Source organism: Mesorhizobium sp. M1A.F.Ca.IN.020.06.1.1, from assembly GCF_004023265.1.
Lineage (GTDB): Bacteria > Pseudomonadota > Alphaproteobacteria > Rhizobiales > Rhizobiaceae > Mesorhizobium.
On sequence record NZ_RZSR01001687.1, the window covers coordinates 1 to 583 of the forward strand.

The 583-nt window shown below is 66.6% G+C and carries 1 protein-coding gene; it reads right to left on the bottom strand.

Translation table 11 applies throughout. The features are described from left to right. A partial coding sequence (locus EOA60_RS36350) for an MFS transporter (RefSeq protein WP_164899944.1) occupies positions 1-583 on the bottom strand: 583 nt, incomplete at both ends.

The following is a 583-nucleotide window of genomic DNA, read 5'->3' on the forward strand; positions in this document are numbered from 1 at the left end:
AGCACCGACTGCTCGAAACCGGCGGCAGCAACGACCGCCGACAGGAGCAGCCAGGCGAGCGGCATGAAGCCGAGCACCGAAACTTTTTCACCTGCCTCGTCGACCCTGGGCAGACGTTTCACCACGACCGCCAGGCAGGCGCCGCAGAAAAGAAACGCAAAGATGCCGACCAGAAAAGGCGGCCAACCCTCCGTGCCGACCGCCAGCAGGCAGATCGGTCCGGCCGCGAACCCAGCCGAGATGATGGTCGAATAGATGCCCATGACGCGCCCGCGCCGCGACGGCGGCGCCAGCGCGATCACCCAGATTTCGCTGAGCACATAAAGCGGATTGGTGACCACGCCGACCAGGAAGCGCAGTGGGAACCACAAATAGACGTCCTGCGTCCAGCCGATCAGCGCCAGCACCAGGGCCGAGAGCCCGGCGCAGATGAGCGCAGTCCGCCCCGCTCCGAACCGGCGCGCCAGCCCCGGGATCAGCGGCGAGGACAGGATGAAACCGACCGGCGTCATCGCGGCCGACAGGCCGATCACCGCCGGCGACACGCCTTGACGCTGCAGGATGAAGCTCAGCAGCGGATAAG